The organism is Streptomyces sp. O3 (assembly GCF_054788135.1).
In genome coordinates this window covers 15,636-41,610 of sequence record NZ_JBTVYK010000022.1, presented here as the reverse complement: position 1 = coordinate 41,610, position 25,975 = coordinate 15,636, and the positions used below count along the sequence as shown (strand labels likewise).

The window sequence follows — 25,975 nt, the reverse complement described above, 5'->3', positions numbered from 1 at the left end:
CTGCTTTCTCGCTGACTCTACGCGCGTAGCGTGTGCATGACAGGATACGGTCGCCACCCCGGCGGCTCACCGCCGCGGCCCCGCGTCACCTTCGGCACGTCCGTCGCATCCGTCGTATCCGTCACGTCAGCCACGTCTGGCACGTCCGTCACCTTCCGTCTTCCGTCACCCTTCCGTCACCTCCTTTACTCCGCCCCGAGGGAGTGCGCCATCACAGCCTCCACCGAGACCGCGGCCGTCGAGCTCCGCGGCATCACTAAGCGATTCCCCGGCGTCGTCGCCAACCACGACATCGACATCACCGTCCGCAGGAGCACCGTGCACGCTCTGGTCGGTGAGAACGGGGCAGGCAAGTCGACGCTGATGAAGATCCTCTACGGCATGCAGAAGCCGGACGAGGGCACCATCACGATCGACGGCGAGCAGGTCAGCTTCGCCAGCCCCGGCGACGCGATCGCCCGCGGCATCGGCATGGTGCACCAGCACTTCATGCTCGCCGACAACCTCACCGTCCTGGAGAACGTCGTACTCGGCGGCGAGAAGCTGTACGGCATCGGCTCCAAGGCCCGCAAGAAGATCCTGGAGATCTCCCAGGCCTACGGCCTCGGCGTCAACCCCGACGCCCTCGTCGAGGACCTCGGCGTCGCCGACCGCCAGCGCGTGGAGATCCTCAAGGTCCTCTACCGCGGCGCCCGCACCCTGATCCTCGACGAGCCGACCGCCGTCCTGGTCCCGCAGGAGGTCGACGCGCTCTTCGCCAACCTGCGCGAACTCAAGGCCGAGGGCCTGTCGGTCATCTTCATCTCGCACAAGCTGGGCGAGGTGCTGAGCGTCGCCGACGACATCACGGTCATCCGGCGCGGCACCACCGTCGGCACGGCCGTCCCGTCCGAGACGACCCCGCGCGCGCTCGCCGAGCTGATGGTCGGCAGCGAACTGCCGGTCCCGGAGACCACCGAGTCCACGGTCACCGACCGCGTCGTCCTCGACGTCAAGGACCTCACGCTGGGCGCCGAAGGCCGCAAGCCGGTCCTGGACCACCTCACCTTCGCCATCCACGCGGGCGAGGTTCTCGGCATCGCGGGCGTCGAGGGCAACGGCCAGACTGAGCTGATCGAGGCCCTGATCGGCCTCAAGGACCCCGACTCCGGCACCATCTCGCTGGCCGGTGAGACGATCACCCACTGGCCGACGCGCAAGCGCCGCGAACAGGGCATCGGCTACATCCCCGAGGACCGCCACCGGCACGGCCTGCTCCTGGAGGCCCCCCTCTGGGAGAACCGCATCCTCGGCCACGTCACCGAGAAGCCCAACTCCAAGGGTTTCTGGCTGGATCCCAAGGGCGCCAAGGCCGACACCGAGCGCATCGTCGACGAGTACGACGTCCGCACGCCCGGCATCGAGGTCACCGCGGCCTCGCTCTCCGGCGGCAACCAGCAGAAGCTGATCGTCGGCCGCGAGATGAGCCATACCCCGCGCTTCCTGATCGCCGCCCACCCCACCCGCGGCGTGGACGTCGGCGCGCAGGCGCAGATCTGGGACGCGATCCGCGAGGCCCGCCACGAGGGGCTCGCCGTTCTGCTGATCTCCGCCGACCTGGACGAACTGATCGGCCTGTCCGACACGCTGCGGGTCATCTTCGACGGCCGCCTGGTCGCCGACGCCGACCCCGCGACCATCACCCCGCAGGAACTGGGCTCGGCCATGACCGGCGCCGCGTCCGGCCATCTGGAGCACCCCGAGGACGCCCCGCCGGGGAACTCCGGCGCCGAGAACTCCACGCAGAGCGGGGGAGAGGACCGATGAACACCGCAGCACCCACCAAGGAGATCAAGCGCGAGCTCGCCAAGGAGCGGCTGATCCTCGCGCTCGCCGCTCCGCTGCTCGCCCTGGCCGTGGCCGTGACGCTGACCTCGGTCATCCTGCTCGCCACCGGCAAGAACCCCTTCGAGCCGTACTCGCTCATGGTGAGCTACGTCGCCGAGTGGCCCGACGTGCAGGCGCTGGTCTTCAACCAGACCGTCACGTACTACTTCGCGGCGCTCGCGGTCGCCGTCGGCTTCCGCATGAACCTGTTCAACATCGGCGTCGAGGGCCAGTACCGCCTCGGCGCGTGCGTCGGCGCGATCGTGGGCTTCAACCTTCCGGGCCCCGGCGTCGTGAAGATGATCGCGGTCATCGTCACCGCCGTGCTGGTCGGCTCGATCTGGGCGGGCATCGCGGCGCTGCTCAAGGTGTTCCGCGGCGTCAGCGAGGTGATCGCCACGATCATGCTGAACGCCATCGCCACCGCGATCATCGGCTACCTGATTCAGAAGGACGTCTTCGGCCACCAGCCCGAGGGCTCCAACGTGGTCCACACCGGCGACCTCCCCGAGTCCGCCTGGTTCCCCGGAATCCCCTACGGCGACTTCGAGATCTACGGCTTCGTGGTCATCGCGGCGCTGTGCGGCGTCGGCTACTGGGTGATGCTCAACCGCACCCGCTTCGGCTTCGACCTGCGCGCCGCGGGCGCGTCCGAGTCGGCGGCCCTCGCCTCCGGCGTCAGCGGCCGCAAGATGGTCGTCATCGCGATGGTCGCCTCCGGTGCGCTGGCCGGGTTCATCGGCATGCCCGTGCTGCTCGGCGAGACCCACACCTTCGTGTCGGACTTCCCCGCCGGATACGGCTTCACCGGCATCGCCATCGCGCTCCTCGGCCGCAACCACCCGCTGGGCATGGCCTTCGGCGCGCTCCTGTGGGCCTTCCTCGACAAGGCGTCCACCACCCTCGACGACAACGGCTACGAGTCCGAGATCTCCGTGATCATGCAGGGCATCATCGTGCTCGCCGTCGTCGTCGCCTACGAGTCCGTGCGGCGCTGGGGCCTCAGCCGCCAGCAGTCGAAGGTCGGCGCCGAGCTGGCCGCCGCCGCGAAGAAGAACGAGGAGGTGGCTGCCTGATGGCCGCCACGGCAACCGCCCCGGCCGCGCCCAAGCCCGCGGCCCCCTCCCCCCACGGCTCGGGCTTCGACTGGCGCCGCATGCTGTACTACGCACTCGGCGGCCTGGTCCTCTTCTCGCTCGTCCGCACCCTGACCGGCACCAACGACATCACCTCCGTCGGCCAGGTGGCCGCCGCGATCTCCGTCGCCGTGCCGATCCTGCTCGCCGGTCTCGGCGGTCTGTGGTCGGAGCGCGCGGGCGTGATCAACATCGGCCTCGAAGGCATGATGATCTTCGGCACCTGGTTCGGCGCCTGGGCCGGATATCAGTGGGGCCCCTGGACCGGCCTGCTGGTCGGCATGATCGGCGGCGCGCTCGGCGCACTGCTGCACGCCATCGTCACCGTCACCTTCGGCGTCAACCACATCGTCTCCGGTGTCGCCATCAACATCCTGGCGCTGGGCGCGACCCGCTTCCTGTCCAAGCTGACCTTCGGCGCGGAAGAGGGCGGCAGCTCCACCCAGTCCCCGCAGGTCGACCCGCTCGGCAGGCTGACCGTGCCCGGCCTGTCGGACTGGCTGGTCGACCTCAACGGCAAGCACTGGTTCCTGGTCTCCGACCTCGCGGGCTTCCTCGGCGCGCTGACCACCCGGCTGTCCTGGCTGTCGGTCATCGCGATCGGGCTGCTGGTCGCGACCTACTTCATCCTGTGGCGCTCCGCCTTCGGACTGCGGCTGCGGTCCTGCGGCGAGAACCCGGTCGCCGCCGAGTCCCTCGGCGTCAACGTCTACCTCTACAAGTACATCGCGGTACTGGCCTCCGGCGCGCTCGCGGGCCTCGGCGGCGTCTTCCTCTCCGAGGTGGCCGCGCCCTTCTACCGCGAGGGCCAGACCGTCGGGCTCGGCTATATCGGCCTCGCCGCGATGATCTTCGGTAACTGGCGTCCGGCGGGCGTCGCGATGGGCGCGCTGCTGTTCGGCTTCACCGGCTCGCTCAAGGAGCGCGGCGCGGAGAACGTCATGGCGATGTTCCTGCTGATCGGCATCCTGCTGGTCATCGTCGCCGTCTGGCAGGCCGCCAAGCACAAGTACCTCCAGTCCGGGCTGGCCGCGCTGGCCGGACTCGGGGCCGTGCTGACGTATCTCACCGTGGACGAGGTGCCGAGGCAGTTCATCGGCGCCGCGCCCTACATCGCGACGCTGCTGGTCCTGGCCCTGGCGGCGCAGAACCTGCGGATGCCGAAAGCGAACGGCAAGCCCTACCGCAAGGGGCAGGGCAAGTGACGGACGCCGACGCCGACGCCTCCGTCGGCATCGACTGGGAAGCCCTGCGCGAGGCGGCGCGCGACGCCATGTCCCGCGCGTACGCCCCGTACTCGGGCTTCCCGGTCGGCGCGGCGGCCCTGGTGGACGACGGCCGCACCGTCACCGGCTGCAACGTCGAGAACGCGTCGTACGGCCTCGGGCTGTGCGCGGAGTGCGGCCTGGTGTCCGCGCTCCGCCTCTCCGGGGGCGGCCGCCTCACGCACTTCACCTGTGTGGACGGCGCGGGCGCGGTCCTGATGCCCTGCGGCCGCTGCCGCCAGCTCCTGTACGAGTTCGGCGGCCCCGAACTCCTCCTCGACACCGCCTCGGGCATCCGCCCCTTGTCCGAGATCCTCCCGGACGCGTTCGGCCCGGAAAACCTGAAGTAGCCCCAGCCCCAGCCCCAGCCCCAGCCCCAGCCCCGCCCGGCACATCCAGCCCGTCCGGCGTTTGAGGACTTTCGGGAAGGGGCGGGGTGTGGGACCCCTCCCTGACCCGCACCCCAGCGCACCCGCACACGCACCCCCGGAAAGGGACCCCATGGACGTCATCTCCGTCATCCGCACCAAGCGGGACCGCGGCGAACTGACCCCCGACCAGATCGACTGGGTCATCGACGCCTACACCCGCGGCGAGGTCGCCGACGAACAGATGTCGGCCCTGGCGATGGCGATCCTCCTGAACGGCATGAACCGCGCTGAGATCGCCGCCTGGACCGCCGCGATGATCCGCTCCGGCGAGCGGATGAACTTCGACGCCCTGTCCCGCCCGACCGCCGACAAGCACTCCACCGGCGGCGTGGGCGACAAGATCACCCTTCCGCTCGCCCCGCTCGTCGCCGCCTGCGGCGCCGCCGTGCCGCAGCTGAGCGGCCGCGGCCTCGGCCACACCGGCGGCACCCTGGACAAGCTGGAGTCCATCCCCGGCTGGCGCGCGCTGCTGTCCAACGCCGAGATGATGGACGTCCTGGACTCCACCGGCGCGGTGATCTGCGCCGCGGGCGACGGCCTCGCGCCCGCCGACAAGAAGCTGTACGCGCTGCGCGACGTCACCGGCACGGTCGAGGCGATCCCGCTGATCGCCTCGTCCATCATGTCGAAGAAGATCGCCGAGGGGACCGGCTCGCTGGTCCTGGACGTGAAGGTCGGCTCCGGCGCGTTCATGAAGAACCTCGCCGACGCCCGCGAACTGGCCTCCACCATGGTCGGCCTGGGCACGGACCACGGTGTGAAGACCGTGGCGCTGCTCACCGACATGGCCACCCCGCTCGGCCTGACCGCGGGCAACGCCCTGGAGGTCCGCGAGTCCGTCGAGGTCCTGGCGGGCGGCGGCCCGGCGGACGTCGTCGAGCTGACCCTCGCGCTCGCCCGCGAGATGCTGGACGCGGCCGGGATCAAGGACGCCGACCCGGCCAAGGCCCTCGCCGACGGCTCCGCGATGGACGTCTGGCGGCGCATGATCGCGGCGCAGGGCGGCGACCCGGACGCCCCGCTGCCCACCGCGCGCGAGCAGCACGTCATCACGGCCCCGGCCTCCGGCACTCTCACCCGCCTGGACGCGTACGACGTCGGCGTCGCCGCCTGGCGGCTCGGCGCGGGCCGGGCCCGCAAGGAGGACCCGGTGCAGGCGGGCGCCGGCGTCGAGCTGCACGCCAAGCCGGGAGACCAGGTGACCGAGGGCCAGCCGCTGCTGACCCTGCACACCGACACGCCCGAGCGCTTCCCGTACGCGATCGAGTCCCTGGAGTCCGCGTACGACATCGCGGCGCCGGGCACGGCCGAGGTCACCCCGAACCCGATCGTCCTGGACCGCATCGCCTGACAGGCCCGGCAGGCCCGGTAGGCCCGGCAGGTCCGGGCATCGCGGGGCGGGCGATGAATTACGCCCGCCCCGCCGGTCACCCCTGTGTGACAACTACCGAACCGATCGTCGTCGCCCTCGGCCCCCGGATCACCCGAGCCGAGGTGCCCCGGCTGTGCGAACAGGCCAGGGCGGCACTGGACCACTCCGGCGCCGCCGAACTCGTCTGCGACGCCGCGGCGCTCGCCGCCCCCGACCTGACCGCCGTGGACGCGCTCGCCCGGCTGCGGACCACCACCCGCAGAGCCGGGGCGAGGATGCGCGTCAGGGACGCCAGCACCCGGCTCTGCGAACTCCTGCTGCTAGTCGGCCTTGTCGAGGTGCTGGGGGAGATCGAACATCGGGAACCAGCGGTCGGTGTCCAGGAAGTTGGTGATCTCGACGATCCGTCCCCCTGATATCTCGACGACCTGGAGCGCCCAGGGCTCGTACCGGCCGGGCGTCTCGGTCGGGTGGTACTGGCCGAAGGCGGGCGTGCCGTTCGCCACCGTCGGCACCAGCAGGGAGCCGCGGCAGACCGAGCCGTGGCCGAGCATCCAGCCGGTGATGTCGTCGTACCCCGTGAGCCACAGGTCGTAGGGCGGCATGGACAGCACGGCGTCCTCGTGCAGCAGCGAGGTCAGCGCGTCCATGTCGTACCCCTCGAAGGCGGCGACATAGCGGTCGAGCAGCCGCTTCTGGTCCTCGTCCAGCGGGTCGGAGAGGTCCGTCTCGCGCGGCTCGCGCTCCCCGATGGTGGCCCGCGCCCGCTGGAGCGCGCTGTTGACCGAGGCGACCGAGGTGTCGAGCAGCTCGGCGACCTCGCTGGCCTTCCACGCCAGGACCTCGCGCAGGATCAGCACGGCGCGCTGCTTGGCGGGCAGCCGCTGCAACGCCGCCATGAACGCGAGCCGCACCGACTCGCGCGCCACCGCCGTCTGAGCGGGGTCGGCGGTGGACGGCAGCACCCGGCCGTCGGGGACCGGCTCCAGCCAGGTGATCTCCGGGCGTTCGTTGAGCACCGCGGTGGCCTGCGCCTGGGGTTCGGTCAGATCCATCGGCCGGGCGCGCTTGTTGCCCGCGTTCAGCATGTCCAGGCAGACGTTGGTGGCGATGCGGTACAGCCAGGAGCGCAGCGACGAGCGCCCCTCGAAGCGGTCGTACGCGCGCCAGGCGCGTACGAAGGTGTCCTGCACCGCGTCCTCGGCCTCGAATCCGGAGCCGAGCATGCGGTAGCAGTAGCCGGTCAGCTCGGTCCGGTGCTGTTCGAGACTCCGCTCAAGACTCTGCTCAGGACTCCGCTCAGGACCTCGCTCACGGCCCTGCTCAAGGCCCGTGTCCGGTCCGGTCCGCGTCGCGCTGTCGCTCATCGAGTCCACCCCAGTCCAGCCCGTCAACATCAGTGCTTCGTCAGCACTTCGCCAGCACTTCGCCAGCACTTGGGAAGCTACCGCACCCCACTGACAATCGGCTCCCGGAGCGGTATCCGTGCGGTGTGCGCGCGCTCCACGCGTGCGGCGTGCGTGCCGTACAGCGTCACCGAGACCACGCCGAGCACCGCGACCAGGCCCAGCAGCACCGTGCCCTGCCAGCCCAGCGCGTGGAAGGCGAGCGCGCCGAGCGTGCCTCCCACGCTGCTGCCCAGGTAGTACGCCGACTGGTAGAGGGCCGAGGCCTGCGCCCGCCCGGACTCGGCCGTCCGGCTCACCGCCGACGAGGCGACGGTGTGCCCCGCGAAGAACCCCGCGGTGATCAGCACCAGACCTCCCAGCACCAGCGCCAGCACATCGGCCAGCGACAGCAGCAGCCCCGCGGCCGTCAGGCCGACCGCCGCGTACAGCGCCCCGCGCCGCCCGATCCGCGCGACGAGCCGCCCGGCCGCGGCGGACGACGCCGTACCCACCAGATAGATCAGGAAGATCGACCCGACCACGCCCTGCGGCAGCGAGAACGGCTCGTCCACCAGCCGGTATCCGACGACCGTGTACACCGCGCCGAACACCGCCATGAACAGCGCCCCGATGACGTACAGGCGGCACAGCAGCGCGTTGCCCAGGTGCCCCCGTACGGTCCGCGCCAGCGCCCGAGGCCGCAGCGACCCGGCCCGGAAGTGCCGGGGCCTGGGCAGCAGCGCGCGGAACAGCACCGCGCACACCAGCGCGAGCAGTCCCACCGCGGCGAGCCCGGCCCGCCAGCCCCAGGCCTGCGCGACCCAGCCGGTCACCACCCGACCGCTCATCCCGCCGATGCTGTTGCCCGCCACGAACAGCCCGATCGCCGCGACGAGCGCGCGCGGCCGCACCTCTTCGGCCAGATACGCCATCGCCGACGCGGGCAGCCCCGCCAGCGCCGCGCCCTGCACCGCTCGCAGCGCCACCAGCCAGCCCAGATCGGGCGCGAACGGCACCAGCAGCCCGACCGCCACGGCCACCGCCAGCGACCCGGTCATCACCGCGCGCCGCCCGAACCGCTCCGACAGCGCGCTGAGCGGCAGCACGCACAGCGCCAGCGCCCCCGTGGCCGCCGACACCGTCCAGCTCGCGGTGTCGGCCGTCACGCCGAACTCCGCGGAGATCGCGGGCAGCAGCGCCTGCGTGGAGTACAGCACCGCGAAGGCGGCGAGCCCGGCGGCGAACAGCGCGAGGTTCATACGCCAGTACCCGGACACCCCAGGAGCCAGGCGAGAATCAAGAGAAACAGAGGAATCAGAGGTGGGGGCACCCGCGTCACCAGCGGATGCCCTGCTATCAGCGGGAGGCATGCTTTAAATCTAAGGAGGCATAGTTCATGCGTCCAATGCATGAACAGGTCATAATCCATCCCATGCCGCATGACCGCAGCGCAGCCCCCACTCGGCCGCAATTTGTTACGACGAAAAACAATCCAGCGCCCCTCGACCTGGGCCCCGATTCCTGGTCCGCGCTGCTCGCCCCCCGCCTCGCCTACTTCGCCGCCGTGGCCCGCACCGAGCACGTCACCCGCGCCGCGCAGCAGCTGGGCATCCCGCAGTCCACGCTCTCGCGCGCGCTGGCCAGGCTCGAACGGGACCTGGGCGTCGACCTGTTCGCCCGCCGGGGCCGGACCCTCTCACTCACCGCCGCCGGGCGCGCCTTCCTGACCTCCGTCGAGCGCTCGCTCGACGACATCGAGCGGTCCGCCGAAGACGTACGCGCCGACGCCGACCCGGCCACCGGCAAGGTCGCCTTCGGCTTCCTGCACACCATGGGCTCCGAGGCGGTGCCCGAACTCATCAGGGCCTTCCGGGTCGACCATCCCCGCGTGCGCTTCAGCCTCGTCCAGAACTACGGCGAGTGGATGATCGAACGCCTCCGCACCGGCGAGCTCGACCTCTGTCTGACCTCGCCGGTCCCGGACGCCCCCGACCTGGAGGCGCGACGGCTCGCCGAGCAGCGGCTGCGCCTGGTCGTGCCCGAGGACCACCGCCTGGCGTCCCGCAAGCGCATCCGCCTCGCCGAGGCCGCGGACGAGGCCTTCGTCACCCTCGAACCCCCGTACGGGCTACGGCGGATCGCCGACGCGCTGTGCGCCGAAGCGGGGTTCCGCCCTCGGGTCGCGTTCGAGGGCGAGGACGCGGAGACCCTGCGCGGGCTGGTCGCGGCGGGGCTCGGGGTCGCGCTGCTGCCGCCGCCCGCGTTCGCGCGGCCCGGAGTGGTCGAGCTGGCGGTGACCGCGCCGCGGGCGGTGCGGGAGATCGGCGTCGCGTGGCTGGCGGGGCACCCTGACACGCCGCCGGTGGCGGCGTTCAAGCGGTTCCTGCTGACGCGGCGTGGGACCATCGCGCCCGCGGGCGCGTTGCTCCCCTGAACCGCGGTGCGGCTCTGCCGGGGTCGTCGCCGGGGTCGGGGGCACAACGGGGTGCACGACGGGGGAGTGTCAGTCGTAGAGGGACTTGCCGAAGCCCGCCGCCAAAGGCATGCGGAGGCCCAACGGCGGCGGGGCCGCCAAGGCGTCGGTGAGGGGGCGGGAGAAGGCGCGGCCGTACAGCGATCCGAGTACGAAGTCGGTCACCAGCGCCGCCACCTCGTCCCGGCGCTCCCGCAGCCGGTGTCCGTCCGTATGCACCTCGAACCGGCACACGTCCCGGTTGACCTTCTTCGCCCGCTCCGCCAGCCGGAACGACAGCTCCGGGTCGGTCCGGGCGTCATCCGTGCCGTGCACGATCAGCACCCGCCGCCCCCCGAGCTGCCGCACCGGCTCACCGGCCGTCGACCCCCCGTCGAGCGGCAGCCACGGCGCCAGCGCCGCCACGGAGTGCACGGCCGGATGCCCACCGGCCCGGAACGCCGCCCGCCCGCCCATGCTCATCCCGACCAGGCACACCGGCACATCCCCGTACCGCCGCACCACCTCGTCCACGGCCCACTCCGCGTCCCGCACAGGCCCCGCGGCGTCCGTACCCGTACTCGTGCCCGAGCCCGCACCCGAGCCCGTCCCGGAGTCCCACCCCCCGTACCGGTACCGCACGACATGCCCGACGAGCCCCGTCTCCCGCCCGGCCGCGGCGACCCCCCGCACCACCCGCCGGGCCACGCCCCAGGCCTGCGCCACGGCCAGCGGGGACGTCCGCCGCGCCGAGACCTCCGTACCGCCCGGCAGCAGGAGCACGACACCGCTCACGGCCGACGCGCCCAGCCTCAGAACTCGCCCAAGTCGGGCATCACGTAACGGTGTTGCTTGCTGCGCCATGACAGCAGACTCTCAGAAGCCCAGATGTACGGCGCCCGGCCGCAGGGTCACTGTTACGTATCGACGCGAAGACGCCCCGCCGCACGGGCGCGCTCTACGCGCGTAGGCGGTACAGTGCGCCAATGACGAGCGAGACCAGCCAGACCGGCCACCCCAGGAGCCCCGCCAGCCAGAGCGCTCCCACCCCGACCCAGGACCAGATCCGCCGCGCCCCGAAGGTGCTGCTGCACGATCACCTCGACGGCGGTCTCCGTCCTGGAACGATCATCGACATCGCCCGCGAGACGGGATACGACGGCCTTCCCGAGACCGAACCCGACAAGCTGGGCGTCTGGTTCAGGGACGCCGCGGACTCCGGCTCCCTGCCGCGCTACCTCGAGACGTTCTCGCACACCTGCGCCGTCATGCAGACCAAGGACGCCCTGTTCCGCGTCGCCGCCGAGTGCGCCGAGGACCTCGCCGAGGACGGCGTCGTCTACGCCGAGATCCGGTACGCGCCCGAGCAGCACCTGGAGCAGGGCCTCAGCCTCGAAGAAGTCGTCGAGGCGGTCAACGAGGGCTTCCGCGAGGGCGAGCGCCGCGCCAAGGCCAACGGCCACCGCATCCGCGTAGGCGCCCTGCTCACCGCGATGCGGCACGCCGCCCGCGCCCTGGAGATCGCCGAACTCGCCAACCGCTACCGCGACATGGGCGTCGTCGGCTTCGACATCGCGGGCGCCGAGGCGGGCTTCCCGCCCACCCGCCACCTGGACGCGTTCGAGTACCTGAAGCGCGAGAACAACCACTTCACGATCCACGCGGGCGAGGCCTTCGGCCTGCCGTCGATCTGGCAGGCGCTCCAGTGGTGCGGGGCGGACCGCCTCGGCCACGGCGTCCGCATCATCGACGACATCCAGGTCGCCGACGACGGCACCGTGAAGCTGGGCCGCCTCGCCTCGTACGTCCGCGACAAGCGCATCCCGCTGGAGATGTGCCCGACGTCCAACCTCCAGACGGGCGCGGCCGCCTCGTACGCGGACCACCCGATCGGGCTCCTGCGCGGACTGCACTTCCGGCTCACGGTCAACACGGACAACCGGCTGATGTCCGGCACGAGCATGAGCCGCGAGTTCGAGCACCTGGTCGACCACTTCGCCTACACGCTCGACGACATGCAGTGGTTCACCGTCAATGCGATGAAGTCAGCGTTCATTCCTTTCGATGAACGTCTCGCCATGATCAATGACGTGATCAAGCCGGGCTACGCCGAGCTCAAGGCTGAGTGGCTGTTCCGGCAGACCGCTTCGACCAGCACCTCCGGAGCCCTGTAGGGCTGAATCGCGCGCGCTGAGAGCGGCCGGGGAGTCCGCTTCCCGGCCGCTCCCGTGTGTTTGTATGCGTTGCGACTCTCTGCGCCGCGTGGATACGTTGCCGGACCGCTCGAAGATCCCCGGCTCAGAGTCAAGAGGACGAACCTCCATGAAGCAGTCTGCCGCCAAGTCCCTCGGTGTCGCCGCGCTCGGCGCCGCGTTCGCCGCCACCGCCGCCGGCGCCGCATCGGCCGCTCCGGCGCTCCCGGACGCCGCCGGGGCCCTCGGCCCCGTGACCGGCGCACTCCCGGTCGACGACGCGGTGAGCACGCTCCCCAGCGGCCCCGAGTCGCTGCCCGCGGGCCAGAACGCGCTGGGCCTGCTCGGCGGTCTGCCGCTGCAGGGCCTGACGCCGACCGGCCTGCCCGTCGGCTGACCCGGCGCAGCCCCACACGAGACGAGGTGCGCACCTGCCAGGTGCGCACCCCGTCTCACGTGTGCCGTCTCGCGCCGTACGCCGCGACGGCTCACCAGCTCGCGGCGGCGGTGGCCGTCTTCTCGCTCGGGATCAGGATCCACATCGCCAGGTAGAGCAGGAACTGCGGCCCAGGCAGCAGGCAGGACGCCACGAAGATCACGCGCATGGTGGCCGCGGAGGTGCCGAAGCGCTGGGCCAGCGCCGCGCACACTCCACCGATCATCCGTCCGTTCCGGGGGCGGGCAAGGGCGGTCATGGCAGCAGCTCCTTCACGGACCGTCGACGAGGCACCCCGTATGGGCCCCGATGTCCTTCGACGTCCTCAACACCCTCAAAGTTACGTTCGCGCAGCGGGCCGGGGCGTCCGGCTAAGGGGCGATCCCGACCCTGGGAATCGTCGGGGTCGACCCCTGAGAAGGCGTGCCGATCCCGCCCCCTGCCCCTGCCCCCGCCCCTGACGCCGTACGCCGACGCAGCCAGGCCCTGGCGGCGGGCACCACGGCGAGGTGCGCCACGGCGACCCCGAGGGTGTTCAGGAACAGCGAGTCCACATCGACGACCTGGCCCGGCACCCCCGTCTGGAGCAGCTCGATCGTCAGCGAGAGCAGCGCACCGGCCGCGACCGTACGGGCCAGCGACGCCAGCGGCGACACCTGGAGCCGCCCGCCCGCCATCGGCAGCAGCACCCCGAGCGGGGCGAGCAGCAGCAGCCCCTGGCCGAGCTGGCGGGCGGCCTCCACGGGGCCGAGCGCGAGGTCGGCCCTGATCCCGGCGAGCGGCCGCAGATTGGCGGCGCTCATCCAGGGCACGTCCAGGGGACGCAGGGTGATCCAGCCGACGAGCAGGAGATGGACGGCCAGGAGGGTCACTCCTGCCGTGCGGAAGCGAATGGCGGCGTTACCGCCGCGCGAGCCTTGACGCTGCACTCCTCCCAAGACGCCCCATACGGCAGGATCGGTTCCGCACACCAGCCCCCGAGAAACCGGGCCGCCGATCCGAACGAACCGGCTCAGCCGCCGACCGTCTCCGTGGGGACCGGCACCGTGCCGGGCCGGGCGCGGAGGCGGTCGGTGCAGGTGTACTTGCGCAGGTGCTCGGCGTCGCGGCCGCCGAGCACCGCCGAGTCCCCGTCGCCCGTCGCCGCGCGGTGCGCGAACGTGCAGACGACCTGGGCCAGGGCGAACGGGGACATCCGCTCGGGCGGCGTGCTCAGCCGCAGCGCGGTCTTCGGGTCGCCGTCGCGCGGCCCGCTGACGGTCATCCGGGCGCGTACGTCCGTGGTGAAACCGGCCTGCCGCTCGCGCTCGGACGTCGGCCGCCGCAGCGCGTCGAGCAGCGCCTGTGCCACCCGTACCCGGTCGTCCGCGGTCGGTTCGTCGGCGAGTTCGACCGTACGGTCCACCGCGACCAGCTGCGAGCCGCACACCAGGAAGACCCGCACCGGAACGCCACGGCCCGCCGCCCGCGCCTCGACGTCCTGTCCCGAAGTCACGCACGCGACGCGCGACGGCGCGGGCCCGAAGTCGGTCGGCACCTCCGTCGGCCTGATTCCGCACCCGGCGAGCAGCAGCGCACCACAGCCCGCGAGCACGACGCCCGCCCGGAGGCCGCCCGCCCGGAGGCCGCCCGCCCGTGCGTCGTCTGTCTGCGCGCCGTCTGCCCATGCGCCGCTCGCCCGCGCGTCGTCTGCTCGTGCGCCGCGCCACCGCCGTCTCGTCGCCCGCCTCATCGCCCGCCCCCGTCGGCCGCGGAGCCGGCGTCGTCCCGCGCGTCCGCGTCCGTGTTCGTGTCCGGGCCCCCGCGCGAACCCTCGCTCTGGCTCCCGCGCGGGCCGGAGCGGGAGCCCTCACTCCGCCCCTCGCCCTCGCCCTCGCCCTCGTCTTCGTCTTCGTCGAGCGCCCGCGAGACGTCCCGCGGCAGCCGCAGCGTGAACACCGCGCCTCCCTCGGGCGAGTTGGCGGCGGTGATCCCACCCCCGTGGATATGCGCGTTCTCGACCGCGATCGACAGCCCGAGCCCGCTGCCCTCGGACCGCGGCCGGGACGCGCTCGCCTTGTAGAAGCGGTCGAAGACGTGCGGCAGCACGTCGTCCGGGATGCCGGGGCCGTTGTCCCGCACCTCGATCGTCAGCTCCGGGCCCCGCTCCGCGGAGAACGTCTCGCGTACGGACACCCGCACCGGAGACCCGCCGTGCTTGAGGGCGTTGCCGATCAGGTTCGCCAGGATGACGTCGAGCCGTCGCGGATCGAGCCGCGCCATGATCCCGCGCTCGGCGTCCAGCTCGACGGCGTCCAGCCAGGCGCGCGCGTCGACGCACGCGGTGATCTGGTCGGCGATGTCCACGTCGTCCAGGACCAGCCGCGCGGTGCCCGCGTCGAAGCGGGTGACCTCCATCAGGTTCTCCACCAGGTCGTTCAGCCGTCTGGTCTCGCTGACCACCAGCCGCACCGCGGGAGCGATCATCGGGTCGAGGCTGTCCTCTTCCTCTTCCAGGACCTCGGTCACGGCGGTGATCGCGGTCAGCGGCGTCCGCAGCTCGTGCGACATGTCGGCGACGAACCGCCGACTCGCCTCCTCGCGCGCGCTCATGTCCGCGACCTTCTTCTCCAGCGAGGCCGCGGCGCTGTTGAACGTCCGGGACAGGTCGGCCAGCTCGTCGGTGCCCGACACCCGCAGCCGGGTGTCCAGCTCGCCCTCGCCGAGCCGCCGCGCGGCGACCCCGAGCCGGTGCACCGGCTTGAGCACCGTGGTCGCCGCGGCCTGCGCCAGCAGCGCCGCGCCGACCAGCGCCAGCGCGGTGGCGATCCCCAGCGACCAGCCCAGCGAACTGAGGTCCTTCTCCTCGGCCTCCAGGGACTTGAGCATGTACCCGGTCGGCCCGCCGTCCCCGATCACCCGCGCGCCGCCCACCAGATAGGGCGTGCCGTCGGTGACGATCCGCTGCCAGAACAGGTGGTACGCGGCGGAGTTCTCGTCGCCGACGGGCAGCCGCTTGTTCACCTGGTCCTGCAGCGACTTCGGCACGTCGTCCACGGTGAACACGTCCAGGTCGGAGTTGCCGACGACCGTCTTGCCGTCCGGGTCCCGCGCGATCAGCAGCACGCTGTAACGCTGGCTGGTGAGCGACATCTGCGCGGCGGCCCGCCGCAGTTCGTCCTGGGTCGGCTCCGGCGGCAGCGAGGCCGCGCGGTTCTGCATCTCCTCCTTGAAGTCGCTCAGCGCCGCGTCCTGCGTGCGCGTCAGCACGGCTTCCCGGTTGAGCCAGTACGCGATGCCGGACGCGGATACCGCGGCGGTCAGCGCCACCAGGCCGAACACCACGACCAGCCGCAGCCGCAGGCTCGTCAGGCGCAGCCTGGCGAGCACCGACCTGCGCGGCTCGCGCCCAGCCCCGGTCCCGGTCCCGGTGCCAGTCCCAGTCCCAGTCCCAGTCCCAGTTCTAGTCCCGGTGCCGTCGCCGTGATGGCCCTCGTCACCGCCGCCGTCGCTGTCGTACGTCCGCGTCACTGAGGGCTGTCCAGCCGGTAGCCGATTCCGCGCACCGTACGGATCAACGTCGGCGACGACGGCACGTCCTCCACCTTCGCGCGCAGCCGCTGCACACAGGCGTCCACCAGACGCGAGTCGCCGAGGTAGTCGTGCTCCCACACCAGCCGCAGCAGCTGCTGCCGGGACAGCGCCTGGCCCGGCCTGCGGCTCAGCTCCAGCAGCAGCCGCAGCTCGGTGGGCGTCAGCTGAAGGTCGTCGCCGTCCTTGGTGACGGTCATCGCGGCCCGGTCGATGACCAGGCTGCCGAACACCGCGGAGTCGTTGGCCTCGCGCTCGCCGCGCCGCAGCACCGCCCGGATACGGGCGTCGAGCACCCGCCCCTGGACCGGTTTCACCACATAGTCGTCGGCGCCGGACTCAAGACCGACCACCACGTCGATGTCGTCGTTGCGCGCGGTGAGCAGGATGATCGGCAGCTGGTCGGTGCGCCGGATCCGGCGGCACACCTCGAACCCGTCGATTCCGGGCAGCATCACATCCAGCACGATCAGGTCCGGCCGCTGCTCACGCAGCAGGTTCAGACCGTCCTCGCCGGTGGCAGCGGTGGCAACACGATGCCCCTGGCGCGTCAGCGACAGCTCCAGGGCCGTGCGGATGGCGTCGTCGTCCTCGATCAGCAACAGGGAAGGCACGGAGGTCATTCTGTCCCATGGCGCGGCGGGGTTTCGACTGTTGGGGTTCGCCCGCTCCTCAGACGAGACCTCAGACGAGACCTTGAGGCCCTGTGACAGGGCTGTGACAGTCGGCGGACACCGCCATGAAGTCCCGGCGGCAGGCTTTTCTCACATGAGCAGCCCGCAGCGGCCAACAGGCCGCGAGGGCGGCGACAGCAAGCCGCACACAGACTCCATGACAGGGGGCGCGAGATGAACACGCTGCAGCGCAACAGGAGCTCAAGCGCAGTTGTCACGCGTCTGCACGATGTCGCCCGGAGTGAGCAGAGCCAGCAGACTCAGCAGAGTGAGCGGCATGAGAAGTCCGGTGCTTCGGGCGGGCGGGGGTGCGCTCGCGGCACCGGGCGTCAGCACACCACGTACATGAAGGTGGTTGACGCACACCGCGCCGAGGGCGGCGTCGCGGAGGCCGAAGCGGCCTTCACCGCCTATGTACAGGAACGCCGCGCCTCCCTGTACGCCACCGCCTACCACCTGACCGGCGACCGGTTCGAGGCCGAGGACCTGCTGCAGAGCGCGCTGTTCTCGACGTACCGCGCCTGGGACCGGATCACCGACAAGGCGGCGCTCGGCGGCTATCTGCGGCGCACGATGACCAACCTGCACATCAGCGCCTGGCGTCGGCGCAAGCTCAACGAGTACCCGACCGAGGAGCTGCCGGAGACGGCGGGCGACACGGACGCGATGCGCGGCACCGAGCTGCGCGCGGTCCTGTGGCAGGCGCTGGCACGGCTGCCCGAGCAGCAGCGCACGATGCTGGTGCTGCGGTACTACGAGGGGCGCACCGACCCGGAGATCGCGAACATCCTGGACATCAGTGTCGGCACGGTGAAGTCCAGCATCTGGCGCTCACTGCGACGGATGCGCGACGACGAGGCGCTCAGCTTCGGCCGTGACCTTGAGGAGTCCTTCGGCGAGCTGGTCGCGTAAGACGCCGAAGGCCAGGGGGACGGGGGCGGCGTCGCTCCGGGGGGAGGCGACGCGCTACGGGGGCCACGGGGGACGTGGGGGGGGGACACGGGGGACAGGGGGATAGCGGGGGAGCACGGGGGAGCAACGGGGGGCAGGAAACGGGACAGCGGGACCGGAGGCCGGGGGGTCTTTTGGTCCCGCTGTTTCGCGCCTGAACGCAACGCGGCCTCGGCCTACGTCAGTGAGGTCCCGCGGGCCTTCACGCACCGCCCCGCGGCCGCCGCGGCGAGTCGCCCCAGGGCCTCCTCCTTGCCGCACGGGTGTGCCCCGAGCGCGGTCTGCCGGGTGACGATGGCGCGCTCGGCCCGCATCAGCCGCCAGCCGCGCCGCAGCAGGAACGGCACCGACTTGCGGCCCTCCCTGAGATCCCGCAGCAGCCGCCGCCGGAACGTGGTGCTGGGGCGGCCGCGCAGGCACAGGGCGTCGGCCAGGACGCCCAGCTCTCCGCAGCGCTCGACGATGTCGGCGGCGAAGATCCCCTCCGCGACGAACAGCGGCGTGCGCTCGATGTCGAGCGTCTCGGCGCCGACGCGGGCGCTGGTGGCGATGTCGTACACGGGCACGCGGGTACGGCCTGTGCGGCACAGCTCGACGATCGCGGTGACCGCGGCCTCCGCGTCCCAGGCCCGCGGGGAGTCCCAGTCGATGTCCGTGCTGCCGGTGACGTGGGGCAAGGTGGGGTCGTCGCCCTCCTTGTAGAAGTCGTCGAGTGCCAGCACGGGCAGCCCGGAGCGGGCCGCGAGTGACGACTTTCCAGAGCCGGACGGGCCGGTCAGCAGTACGACCCGAGTCGGTATCGGGGGATGGGAGCTCACGGGACACCAGTGTGCGGCATTGCGCCGCACGGGCGACCCCTGGGGACGGCCTTTGAAACGCGCCTCACACACCAACTACGATCCGTGCGCAGTCGGTTACTTGTAGGCAGGGTTACTTCACAGCCGGATAGGTGGCGCACCCATGGCAGGACAGGCAGCGGAACGACGCACGGCACGGCACGCGGCGTCCGGGAGGCAGGCCCGCGCCCTGCTGCGTACGGGGCTGACGCTGGCCGTGGCGGGCGCGGCACTCGGAGCGGGCGGCGCGGCCAGTGCGGCCAGCGCCGAGCCGCTGGACGGCATCGTCTCCACCAGCCCGGACCAGCCGCTGACCAAGACCGTCACGGACACGGCGGCCAGCGCCCTGGCCCCGGCCAAGAACCTCCAGCTCGACCCGCTCGCGGGCACCGGCGTCGACCCGCTGGACAACGCGGCGGGCACCCAGGTAGCCGACTTCCAGCCGGTCTCGACGGCCGACGCGACGTCCCCGCTGACCGACGGCGGGGCGCTGGGCGACCTGCCCGTGACGGGCGCGGCGTTCGGGCTGCTGCCGGGTTGACGCGCCCGGACCGCCTGCCGGGGCGCCCGGACCGCCGCCGGAGCGACCGGACCGCCGCCGGGAACGGAGAAGCCCCGCCTTCCCGGACGGAGGAAGGCGGGGCTGGCGCGTCGGCCGCGCGCTCCAGAGGCGGGGCCCAGAGAGGACGGCTCAGTAGGCCGACCCGGAGGCGCCCAGGGACCCCGTGGGGTGCCAGACCGTCTTGGTCTCCAGGAACGCCGTCAGACGCCCCGTGCCGGGATCCGCGGCGAAGTCCACAGCCTGTGGACGCAGCACGCGCTTGAGGTTGTCCGCCGCGGCGACCTCCAGCTCCTTGGCCAGGACCTCGTCGTCCACGCCCGTCAGATCGAGCGCGTTGACGTCCTGGTGCGCGGCCAGCGGGGCCGCGAGCTCCGCCGTACGGCCGGACAGGACGTTGACCACGCCGCCGGGCAGGTCGGACGTGGCCAGCACCTCGCCGAGCGACAGCGCGGGCAGCGGCGCGCGCTCGGAGGCGATGACGACCGCGGTGTTCCCGGTCGCGATCACCGGGGCGAGCACCGAGACCAGCCCCAGGAACGACGAATCCTGCGGGGCCACGACGGTCACGACGCCCGTCGGCTCCGGCGTGGAGAGGTTGAAGAACGGCCCCGCGACCGGGTTGGCGCCGCCCGCCACCTGGGCGATCTTGTCGGTCCAGCCCGCGTACCAGACCCAGCGGTCCACGGCCGCGTCCACGACCGCCGCGGCCTTGGACTTCGAGAGCCCCTCGGCGTCCGCGACCTCGCGGACGAACTGCTCCCGGCGGCCCTCCAGCATCTCCGCGATCCGGTAGAGGATCTGCCCGCGGTTGTACGCGGTCGCCCCCGACCAGCCGCCGAAGGCCTTGCGGGCGGCGACGACGGCGTCCCGCGCGTCCTTGCGCGACGACTGCGGCGCGTTGGCGAGCCACTTGCCCTTTGTGTCGGTCACTTCGTACACCCGGCCGCTTTCGGAACGGGGGAACTTGCCCCCGACGTACAGCTTGTAGGTCTTGAGAACGCCCAGTCGCGAGGAAGAGGAATCAGACATCGAGGTACGCCTCCAGGCCGTGGCGGCCGCCCTCGCGGCCGAAGCCCGACTCCTTGTAGCCGCCGAACGGCGAGGTCGGGTCGAACTTGTTGAATGTGTTGGCCCAGACGATCCCGGCGCGGAGCTTGCTGGCGACCGCGAGGATGCGCGAGCCCTTCTCCGTCCAGATGCCCGCCGACAGGCCGTACTGGCTGTTGTTGGCCTTCGCCACGGCCTCGTCGGGCGTACGGAAGGTGAGCACCGACAGCACCGGGCCGAAGATCTCGTCGCGGGCGACGGTGTGCGCCTGGGTGACGTTCGTGAACAGCGTCGGGGCGAACCAGTAACCCGCGGACGGCAGTTCGCAGGGCGCGGTCCAGCGCTCGGCGCCCTCGGCCTCGCCGGTCTCGGTCAGCGCGGTGATCCGGGCCAGCTGCTCGGCGGAGTTGATGGCGCCGATGTCGGTGTTCTTGTCCAGCGGGTCGCCGAGCCGCAGCGTGCCGAGCCTGCGCTTGAGCGCGTCCAGCAGCTCGTCCTGGACCGACTCCTGGACCAGCAGCCGGGAGCCCGCGCAGCACACCTGCCCCTGGTTGAAGAAGATGCCGTTGACGATGCCCTCGACGGCCTGGTCGATGGGCGCGTCGTCGAAGACGATGTTCGCGCCCTTGCCGCCGAGCTCCAGCGTGAGCTTCTTGTCGGTGCCCGCGACGGAGCGGGCGATCGCCTTGCCGACGGCGGTCGACCCGGTGAAGGCGACCTTGTCGACGTCCGGGTGCTCGACCAGCGCCGCGCCCGTGTCGCCGTATCCCGTGAGGATGTTGACGACGCCCTTGGGCAGCCCGGCCTGACGGCAGATGTCCGCGAAGAACAGCGCCGAGAGCGGCGTGGTCTCGGCGGGCTTCAGCACCACGGTGTTCCCGGTCGCCAGCGCCGGGGCGATCTTCCAGGCGAGCATCAGCAGCGGGAAGTTCCACGGGATGACCTGCCCGGCCACACCCAGCGGCCGCGGGTCGGATCCGTACCCGGCGTGGTCGAGCTTGTCGGCCCACCCCGCGTAGTAGAAGAAGTGCGCGGCGACCAGCGGGAGGTCCGCGTCACGCGTCTCCTTGATCGGCTTGCCGTTGTCCAGGGTCTCCAGGACGGCCAGCTCGCGCGAGCGCTCCTGGATGATCCGGGCGATCCGGAACAGGTACTTGGCGCGCTCGGCGCCCGGCAGCGCCGACCACTTCTCGAAGGCCTTACGCGCGGCCTTCACCGCGCGCTCGACGTCCTCGGCCCCGGCCTGAGCGACCTCGGAGAGAACCTCTTCAGTGGACGGGGAGACGGTCTTGAAGACCTTCCCGTCGGCGGCCTCGCTGAACTCACCGTCGATGAACAGCCCGTACGACGGAGCGATGTCGACGACAGAGCGCGACTCGGGCGCGGGCGCGTAGTCGAATACCTCAGATGCCATGGTGATCAGTCCACCGTCACGTAGTCAGGGCCGGAGTAGCGGCCGGTGCTCAGCTTCTGACGCTGCATCAGCAGGTCGTTCAGGAGCGAGGACGCCCCGAAGCGGAACCAGTGGTTGTCCAGCCAGTCCGCGCCCGCGGTCTCGTTCACCAGCACCAGGAACTTGATCGCGTCCTTGGTGCTGCGGATGCCGCCGGCGGGCTTCACGCCGATCTGGACGCCCGTCTGCGCGCGGAAGTCGCGCACGGCCTCCAGCATCAGCAGCGTGTTGGCCGGGGTCGCGTTCACCCCGACCTTTCCGGTCGAGGTCTTGATGAAGTCGGCGCCCGCCATCATCCCGAGCCAGGAGGCGCGGCGGATGTTGTCGTACGTCGACAGCTCGCCGGTCTCGAAGATGACCTTCAGCCGGGCCTGGCCGCAGGCCTCCTTCACGGCGACGATCTCCTCGTACACCTTCAGGTACCGACCGGCGAGAAAGGCGCCGCGGTCGATGACCATGTCGATCTCGTCGGCCCCGGCGGCGACGGCGTCCCGTACGTCAGCGAGCTTGACGTCCAGGGCGGCGCGGCCGGCCGGGAACGCGGTGGCGACGGAGGCCACCTTCACGCCGGACCCCGCCACGGCCTCCTTGGCGGCGGCCACCATGTCCGGATAGACGCAGACGGCGGCGGTCCTCGGGGTCGTACGGTCGGTCGGGTCGGGATTGACGGCCTTGGCGCCGAGCGCCCGGACCTTGCCCGGAGTGTCCGCGCCTTCCAGCGTGGTCAGGTCGATCATCGAGATGGCCAGGTCGATGGCGTACGCCTTCGCCGTGGTCTTGATCGAACGGGTGCCGAGCGAGGCGGCGCGGGCTTCGAGGCCGACCGTGTCGACGCCGGGCAGGCCGTGCAGAAAGCGGCGCAGCGCACGGTCGGACGCGGTGGCGTCGGCGAATGCGGGTGCAGCGGGTGCAGTGGTGGGCATGGTCACGAGGGGAGCATATCTACGCGCGTAGCGGCTTGTGAACCCCCCGGCTCTCTCCACCCGGATCCGCGGTGATGGACAATCGGTCTCATGACGACCTCTGACCGGCGGTCCGCCGATCCCGCCTACGCCGACCGCGCCTACCGTTCCGGCGCGGCCATCGTCGGCGGCGTCCTGCTGCTGGCGTTCGCCGGGTGGCTGGGCGGCGACGCCCTGATCCGCGGCGAGGGCCGCGCGCCGTGGCTGGCCCTGGCGACGCTGCTGTGCGGGGTGCCGCTGGTGGTCGCCTTCACCCTGCGCCCCGCGGTCTTCGCGGGCGAGACCCGGCTGCGGGTGCGCAACCCGTTCCGTACGATCACGCTGCCCTGGGGCGCGGTGGACGGGCTGCGGTCCGGCTACACCACCGAGGCGTACGTGAAGGGCGGCGGCGCGAAGTACCAGCTGTGGGCCGTCCCGGTGTCGATCCGCGCCCGCAAGAAGGCCCGCAAGCCGGGAGCGGACCGTGCGCCGTCCGACCAGACGGTCGACGAACTCAACGAGATCGCCCGGAGCCACGCGAAGGACCCGGCCGCCCAGGGCGAGCCCGAGGTGCGCTGGGCGTACGAGATCCTCGCCCCGGCGGCGGCGGGAGCGGCGCTGCTCTTGGCGCTCCTCGCGCTGGGGTAGAGCCTGCGGCTGCTCGGCCGTCCTGCATCCTGCTCCGCCGTCCTGCATCCTGCTCGGCGAGTCCTGCCTGCGACAGGGCGGTCGAGCGTCGGGACGGCGGTCGAGCGTCGGGACGCGAGCCCGAGCCCCCGCCCCAGGCGCGGCCCACCGCTCACCACCTGCCGTCCACCGTCGACGGACGGGCCTTCTAGGATGAGCCGATGCCGCCCTTCCCGCCCTCGCCGACGCACCAGCTACCGGCGGGAAAACCCCCGCCTGGCCGCCACTGGTATGCCACGGCGGCCGCGATCGCCGTCGTGCTGATCGGGCTGGGCGTGGCCATCGCCGTGCACCGGATCGATATCGCGGCCGACGCGGTGGACACCGAGGACTACTTCGCCAACGGCGACACCGTCACCCTGCGGCTGGAACCGGAGAGCGAGAAGGCGATCTGGGTCATGTGGCCGGGCGAGTCGTCCGGCCCGGAGTGCGACGTCACCGGGCCGGGAGACGTCGCTCTCACGGATCGGGGACACGACGCGTTTCTCACCCGTGACGAGACCTGGGACCTGCTTTACCGCGTCGACGTGTCGCGCGCGGGCGACTACGAGATCACCTGCTCGTCCCAAGCACTCTCCCGGTACGCCATCGGGGCCCGTGAAGGCCATCTCGCGCTCGTGACCTGGCTGGCCCTGGCCGCCGTTCTCGCGGTCCTCGGGATCGTCGTCTGCGCCGTCATCTGCCGCGTCACCGCCGTACGCCGCCGAGGCCACCGCCCGCCCCCGCCCCCCGAACGCCTCCCCGCCAGCGGCTACCCCACGTACCCCCCGTACCCCGTACGGCAGGAACACCTGAGGCCGCCGCTGTGACGCGTATCGCTCTCTGAACGCTTCGGACGGCATGCGCGATCACGACTGGACATGGCTGGACATGACTGGAATGGGCGACGCTCGCTTTCTCGGTATCCCTGAACTGGTCGACGCCCCGTCCGCAGCGGTCGTGGTCGACGTCATGCGGGCCTTCACCGTGGCCTCTTGGGCCTTCGCCCAGGGTGCGGAGAAGATCGTTCTCGCTGGGTCGCTGGACGAAGCCCTGGCGCTCAAGGCCCGCCACCCGGACTGGGTGACGCTCAAAGACGGTCCGCCCGCGTCCGGGTTCGACGCCGTCAACTCGCCGGGCCTGCTGCGGTCTGTCGACCTCGGCGGAAGGACCGTCGTCCAGAAGACCACGGCGGGGACGGTCGGCGCCCTCGCGGTCAAGGACGCGCCGCTCGTGCTGTGCGCCAGCTTCGTGGTGGCGGAGGCGACGGCCCGGCTCCTGCGGACACGCAAGGCCGACAGCGTCACCTTCGTGGTCACAGGCGAGGACGGGCGGGCCGACGAGGACCTGGCGTGCGCCCAGTACATCGCTCGGCGAGCTGCCGGAGCAGAGACGGACGCGGCCGGTTACCTTCGCCGCGCCGCCGCGTCACGCGCCGCCACTGAGCTGGCGGAGGGCGTGCGGGAAGGGGCCCACCTCGACGACGTCGCACTCTGTCTCGAGCTCGACCGGTTCCCCTTCGCCATGGTGGCGACCCTGGAAGACTCGCTCATGACCCTGCGCCCGCACACCGTGCCTTCCCTGAGCGACGGCACTTCAGCCTGACCTCCGTCCTGCCTTCTCCCGGCGCGCGGTTCCACTTGTACGGAGGTGGGGGCATCAGGGTTCAGTCCGTCAGCTGCCGTTCGATGACGGCGGCTTCGGCGATCAGCCGCTCCGCGTGCTCGTGCTGTCCCGCCTGCTCGAACTGCGCGGCCGCCTCCCGGCGTTCGGCGATCTCCGTACGGACGATCGCCTCGCTCTCCGTCCGCGTGAGGGCCCTGCGCTCCGCCTCCGCGGCGCCCGCGCCTACGGGAATCTGCCCGATGGCCAGATTCCGGTCGGCGTCCGCCGACCGCTGGACCGCCTCGGCGTTGGCGAGCGCGGCGAGCGTGGAGCGCAGCGCGGCGACGGCGACCTGGTCGCGGTCCTTCATCGCGGCCTTGAGGGCGACACGAAGTCGTTCGGTCGGCATGACCATGACTCTAGACGATCATTCAGGGGTTTCGTCCTGTTCACCGGAACTGGGGCATGGAGGGTAGGCGTCCCGTAGTGGGGGTGATGCTCATGGCGGGGCGTGGTGGGCAGGTGGGGCGGTGGCTGGCCGGGGCGTTGCCGCCGGGGGTGCCCGCGGTCGCGGGGGCGGTGGTGTACGGCTGGGCGCACTGGTGTTTCGCGGGGCCCGCGTCGCCGCCCAGCGCGGTGGCGCTGCTGGGCGGGGGTGCGCTGATCGGTGCCGCCGGGCTGGCGTATCTGCGGCTCGTCGGCGGCAGCGGCGGTGTCTTCGGGGCGATCTTTCTGGCCGTGGGGCTGTTCCTGGCCGTGGCGGTCGCGGACCGGGTGGCGGTGCGCGGGGAGGTCGCCACCTGCGTCGTGCGCGAGGTGCGCACCCAGGTGCAGAAGTCTTTCGGCGAGGGCGGTCCCTCGCCGAAGACGGTGTACCGCCTGGCCCTGGACTGCCCTGGCGGCTACCCGGCCGAGTTGAAGGACGACCGGGCCGCCGCGCCGGTGGGGGAGCGGGTCCGGGTCGCGTACGACCCGGAGCGCCGGGTCGCCCCCACGGTCCACGGCGAGACGTCCCCCTGGACGCCCGCGCTGTGGACGGCGGCCCTCCTCGCCCTCAGCACGCTGCTGGCGGCGAAGGCCGGGCCTTCGGACTCTGACGCGGGCCCGCGTCGTTCTCGCTCCTGATGTGGGT

28 protein-coding genes are annotated in these 25,975 nt (G+C 71.8%); 15 read left to right on the top strand and 13 right to left on the bottom strand.

Annotation, left to right across the window (positions count from 1 at the left end):
- The first annotated feature begins 36 nt into the window (after positions 1-36).
- The 6 genes from ACX6XY_RS13355 (at position 37) to ACX6XY_RS13330 (ending at position 6,486) form a co-directional block, all read left to right on the top strand.
- A complete protein-coding gene (locus ACX6XY_RS13355; RefSeq protein ID WP_460329690.1) occupies positions 37-1,806 on the top strand; it encodes an ABC transporter ATP-binding protein in 1,770 nt (589 codons plus the stop codon).
- A complete protein-coding gene (locus tag ACX6XY_RS13350) occupies positions 1,803-2,942 on the top strand; it encodes an ABC transporter permease (RefSeq protein WP_460329688.1) in 1,140 nt (379 codons plus the stop codon). The genes ACX6XY_RS13355 and ACX6XY_RS13350 overlap by 4 nt, the downstream gene beginning before the upstream one ends.
- Positions 2,942-4,207: an ABC transporter permease gene (locus ACX6XY_RS13345; RefSeq protein ID WP_460329686.1), complete on the top strand. Its 1,266-nt coding sequence runs from the start codon at positions 2,942-2,944 to the stop codon at positions 4,205-4,207. Before ACX6XY_RS13350 ends, ACX6XY_RS13345 begins: the two co-directional genes overlap by 1 nt.
- A complete protein-coding gene (locus ACX6XY_RS13340; protein ID WP_460329684.1) occupies positions 4,204-4,617 on the top strand; it encodes a cytidine deaminase in 414 nt (137 codons plus the stop codon). The genes ACX6XY_RS13345 and ACX6XY_RS13340 overlap by 4 nt, the downstream gene beginning before the upstream one ends.
- 151 nt (positions 4,618-4,768) lie before the next feature.
- Entirely contained in the window at positions 4,769-6,049 is a 1,281-nt protein-coding gene (locus tag ACX6XY_RS13335; RefSeq protein ID WP_460329682.1) for a thymidine phosphorylase, read from the top strand.
- Positions 6,050-6,135: 86 nt separating this feature from the next.
- Complete coding sequence (locus tag ACX6XY_RS13330) at positions 6,136-6,486, top strand: STAS domain-containing protein (RefSeq protein WP_460329680.1); 351 nt, start codon at positions 6,136-6,138, stop codon at positions 6,484-6,486.
- Here ACX6XY_RS13330 and ACX6XY_RS13325 read toward each other — a convergent pair.
- Complete coding sequence (locus ACX6XY_RS13325) at positions 6,391-7,437, bottom strand: sigma-70 family RNA polymerase sigma factor (RefSeq protein ID WP_460329678.1); 1,047 nt, start codon at positions 7,435-7,437, stop codon at positions 6,391-6,393. The genes ACX6XY_RS13330 and ACX6XY_RS13325 overlap by 96 nt on opposite strands.
- A gap of 77 nt (positions 7,438-7,514) precedes the next feature.
- Complete coding sequence (locus ACX6XY_RS13320; RefSeq protein ID WP_460329675.1) at positions 7,515-8,828, bottom strand: MFS transporter; 1,314 nt, start codon at positions 8,826-8,828, stop codon at positions 7,515-7,517.
- Between the two features lie 62 nt (positions 8,829-8,890).
- Between ACX6XY_RS13320 and ACX6XY_RS13315 the strand changes: the two genes are divergently transcribed.
- Positions 8,891-9,892, top strand: a complete 1,002-nt coding sequence (locus tag ACX6XY_RS13315) for a LysR family transcriptional regulator (RefSeq protein WP_460329673.1) — start codon at positions 8,891-8,893, stop codon at positions 9,890-9,892.
- Between the two features lie 69 nt (positions 9,893-9,961).
- Here ACX6XY_RS13315 and ACX6XY_RS13310 read toward each other — a convergent pair whose 3' ends face one another.
- Positions 9,962-10,774, bottom strand: coding sequence for an alpha/beta hydrolase (locus ACX6XY_RS13310; RefSeq protein WP_460329671.1), 813 nt, complete (start codon positions 10,772-10,774; stop codon positions 9,962-9,964).
- Between the two features lie 122 nt (positions 10,775-10,896).
- Here ACX6XY_RS13310 and ACX6XY_RS13305 point away from each other — a divergent pair, with 122 nt between their 5' ends.
- Together ACX6XY_RS13305 and ACX6XY_RS13300 are read left to right on the top strand one after the other, a co-directional pair.
- A complete protein-coding gene (locus ACX6XY_RS13305) occupies positions 10,897-12,084 on the top strand; it encodes an adenosine deaminase (protein WP_460329669.1) in 1,188 nt (395 codons plus the stop codon).
- Positions 12,085-12,232: 148 nt separating this feature from the next.
- Complete coding sequence (locus ACX6XY_RS13300; protein WP_460329667.1) at positions 12,233-12,499, top strand: ATP-binding protein; 267 nt, start codon at positions 12,233-12,235, stop codon at positions 12,497-12,499.
- A gap of 91 nt (positions 12,500-12,590) precedes the next feature.
- Here the strand turns inward: ACX6XY_RS13300 and ACX6XY_RS13295 are convergent, their stop codons facing one another.
- The 5 genes from ACX6XY_RS13295 to afsQ1 all read right to left on the bottom strand — a co-directional run bounded on the left by ACX6XY_RS13295 (position 12,591) and on the right by afsQ1 (position 16,722).
- On the bottom strand, positions 12,591-12,797 hold the full coding sequence (locus ACX6XY_RS13295; RefSeq protein ID WP_460329666.1) for a PspC domain-containing protein: 207 nt from the start codon (positions 12,795-12,797) through the stop codon (positions 12,591-12,593).
- A gap of 112 nt (positions 12,798-12,909) precedes the next feature.
- Positions 12,910-13,467, bottom strand: a complete 558-nt coding sequence (locus ACX6XY_RS13290) for a VanZ family protein (protein WP_460329664.1) — start codon at positions 13,465-13,467, stop codon at positions 12,910-12,912.
- Between the two features lie 83 nt (positions 13,468-13,550).
- Positions 13,551-14,270, bottom strand: coding sequence for a hypothetical protein (locus ACX6XY_RS13285; protein WP_460329662.1), 720 nt, complete (start codon positions 14,268-14,270; stop codon positions 13,551-13,553).
- Positions 14,267-16,147, bottom strand: coding sequence for a sensor histidine kinase (locus ACX6XY_RS13280; protein ID WP_460329792.1), 1,881 nt, complete (start codon positions 16,145-16,147; stop codon positions 14,267-14,269). The genes ACX6XY_RS13285 and ACX6XY_RS13280 overlap by 4 nt, the downstream gene beginning before the upstream one ends.
- Positions 16,045-16,722 carry a two-component system response regulator AfsQ1 gene (gene afsQ1 / locus ACX6XY_RS13275; RefSeq protein WP_460329660.1) on the bottom strand — a complete coding sequence of 226 codons (678 nt, stop codon included), beginning with the start codon at positions 16,720-16,722 and terminating at the stop codon, positions 16,045-16,047. The genes ACX6XY_RS13280 and afsQ1 overlap by 103 nt, the downstream gene beginning before the upstream one ends.
- Before the next feature lie 234 nt (positions 16,723-16,956).
- On the opposite strand from afsQ1, the gene ACX6XY_RS13270 reads away from it, so the two are divergent.
- Positions 16,957-17,694, top strand: a complete 738-nt coding sequence (locus ACX6XY_RS13270) for a SigE family RNA polymerase sigma factor (protein WP_460329658.1) — start codon at positions 16,957-16,959, stop codon at positions 17,692-17,694.
- Between the two features lie 215 nt (positions 17,695-17,909).
- On the opposite strand, the gene ACX6XY_RS13265 is transcribed toward ACX6XY_RS13270, so the two are convergent.
- Entirely contained in the window at positions 17,910-18,551 is a 642-nt protein-coding gene (locus tag ACX6XY_RS13265) for a uridine kinase family protein (protein WP_460329656.1), read from the bottom strand.
- A 142-nt stretch (positions 18,552-18,693) separates the two neighbouring features.
- Between ACX6XY_RS13265 and ACX6XY_RS13260 the strand changes: the two genes are divergently transcribed.
- Positions 18,694-19,110 carry a hypothetical protein gene (locus ACX6XY_RS13260; RefSeq protein WP_460329654.1) on the top strand — a complete coding sequence of 139 codons (417 nt, stop codon included), beginning with the start codon at positions 18,694-18,696 and terminating at the stop codon, positions 19,108-19,110.
- A gap of 150 nt (positions 19,111-19,260) precedes the next feature.
- Here the strand turns inward: ACX6XY_RS13260 and ACX6XY_RS13255 are convergent, their stop codons facing one another.
- From ACX6XY_RS13255 to deoC, 3 genes are read right to left on the bottom strand one after another with little or no spacing between them, the layout of a single operon-like run.
- Positions 19,261-20,160: an aldehyde dehydrogenase family protein gene (locus tag ACX6XY_RS13255; RefSeq protein ID WP_460329652.1), complete on the bottom strand. Its 900-nt coding sequence runs from the start codon at positions 20,158-20,160 to the stop codon at positions 19,261-19,263.
- Positions 20,153-21,592 (bottom strand): aldehyde dehydrogenase family protein, encoded by a 1,440-nt coding sequence (locus tag ACX6XY_RS13250; protein ID WP_460329650.1) that lies wholly within the window; start codon positions 21,590-21,592, stop codon positions 20,153-20,155. Before ACX6XY_RS13250 ends, ACX6XY_RS13255 begins: the two co-directional genes overlap by 8 nt.
- A 5-nt stretch (positions 21,593-21,597) precedes the next feature.
- Positions 21,598-22,554 carry a deoxyribose-phosphate aldolase gene (gene deoC / locus ACX6XY_RS13245; RefSeq protein ID WP_460329649.1) on the bottom strand — a complete coding sequence of 319 codons (957 nt, stop codon included), beginning with the start codon at positions 22,552-22,554 and terminating at the stop codon, positions 21,598-21,600.
- Positions 22,555-22,644: 90 nt separating this feature from the next.
- Here deoC and ACX6XY_RS13240 point away from each other — a divergent pair, with 90 nt between their 5' ends.
- The 3 genes from ACX6XY_RS13240 (at position 22,645) to ACX6XY_RS13230 (ending at position 24,843) form a co-directional block, all read left to right on the top strand.
- Positions 22,645-23,220: a PH domain-containing protein gene (locus tag ACX6XY_RS13240; protein WP_460329647.1), complete on the top strand. Its 576-nt coding sequence runs from the start codon at positions 22,645-22,647 to the stop codon at positions 23,218-23,220.
- 200 nt (positions 23,221-23,420) lie between these two features.
- Positions 23,421-24,068, top strand: a complete 648-nt coding sequence (locus tag ACX6XY_RS13235; RefSeq protein ID WP_460329645.1) for a hypothetical protein — start codon at positions 23,421-23,423, stop codon at positions 24,066-24,068.
- 31 nt (positions 24,069-24,099) lie between these two features.
- Positions 24,100-24,843, top strand: a complete 744-nt coding sequence (locus ACX6XY_RS13230; protein WP_460329644.1) for a 2-phosphosulfolactate phosphatase — start codon at positions 24,100-24,102, stop codon at positions 24,841-24,843.
- A 61-nt stretch (positions 24,844-24,904) separates the two neighbouring features.
- On the opposite strand, the gene ACX6XY_RS13225 is transcribed toward ACX6XY_RS13230, so the two are convergent.
- Complete coding sequence (locus ACX6XY_RS13225) at positions 24,905-25,252, bottom strand: GatB/YqeY domain-containing protein (protein WP_460329642.1); 348 nt, start codon at positions 25,250-25,252, stop codon at positions 24,905-24,907.
- 92 nt (positions 25,253-25,344) lie between these two features.
- On the opposite strand from ACX6XY_RS13225, the gene ACX6XY_RS13220 reads away from it, so the two are divergent.
- A complete protein-coding gene (locus ACX6XY_RS13220; protein WP_460329640.1) occupies positions 25,345-25,968 on the top strand; it encodes a hypothetical protein in 624 nt (207 codons plus the stop codon).
- The last annotated feature ends 7 nt before the right edge of the window (positions 25,969-25,975 follow it).